Raw genomic sequence first — 558 nt, 5'->3', positions numbered from 1 at the left:
ATCGGCACAGAGCTGGCTGTCGGTGGTATCTAACGCTGGACAGCAGTGCTCCTGAGAGCCGACGCTTGGGCTGGTTGCCGAAATCCTGGCACGTCAACGGCTGCCATGCGGAGATGACGTTACAAAACCCCACTTGAGCGACGGCTTGGCTGCTGATTCACCTCTCGTGAGGCATGGGAGAACTGGCGATGATGGGGACGAGGCATCGTGCTCCCCACGGGGGCGCCGCCGCGCCCCGCACCGGTTTCGATCACTCGGCGGGCGCGATCAGATACTTCTGGCCCGTCACCTTCTTCTGGTAGGCCAGCGCGATATCGGGATCGAGCGCTTCCGCCAGGCTGATGCTGTCGGTGAAATGGCTCGCAAAGGTCGTCGTCATCTCGGCCGCAACACGTTCGTGCATCTTCTGAACGATCGTGGGATCCGTTCGGCCGAGGAAATGGAACAGCAGCCAGCCGCCCACGTTCCAGCGGAAACCGAAGCCGCGCTTCAGGATCGTCGGGCCGGTGTCCAGTCCGCCGTAGATGTAGACCTGCTTCATGACGGCCGACCCATAGC

Annotated in this window: 1 pseudogene; it reads right to left on the bottom strand. The window is 62.4% G+C overall.

Annotated elements, in window-relative coordinates:
• Window positions 1-250: 250 nt before the first annotated feature.
• Window positions 251-558 (bottom strand): annotated as a pseudogene (locus KTN05_RS17760) (NADH oxidase); the annotation flags it as partial.

Source organism: Paracoccus sp. Z118, assembly GCF_019061185.1.
Classification (GTDB): domain Bacteria; phylum Pseudomonadota; class Alphaproteobacteria; order Rhodobacterales; family Rhodobacteraceae; genus Paracoccus.
Note: the sequence above shows the minus strand (reverse complement) of the source record. Positions and strands in the feature narration are given on the sequence as shown.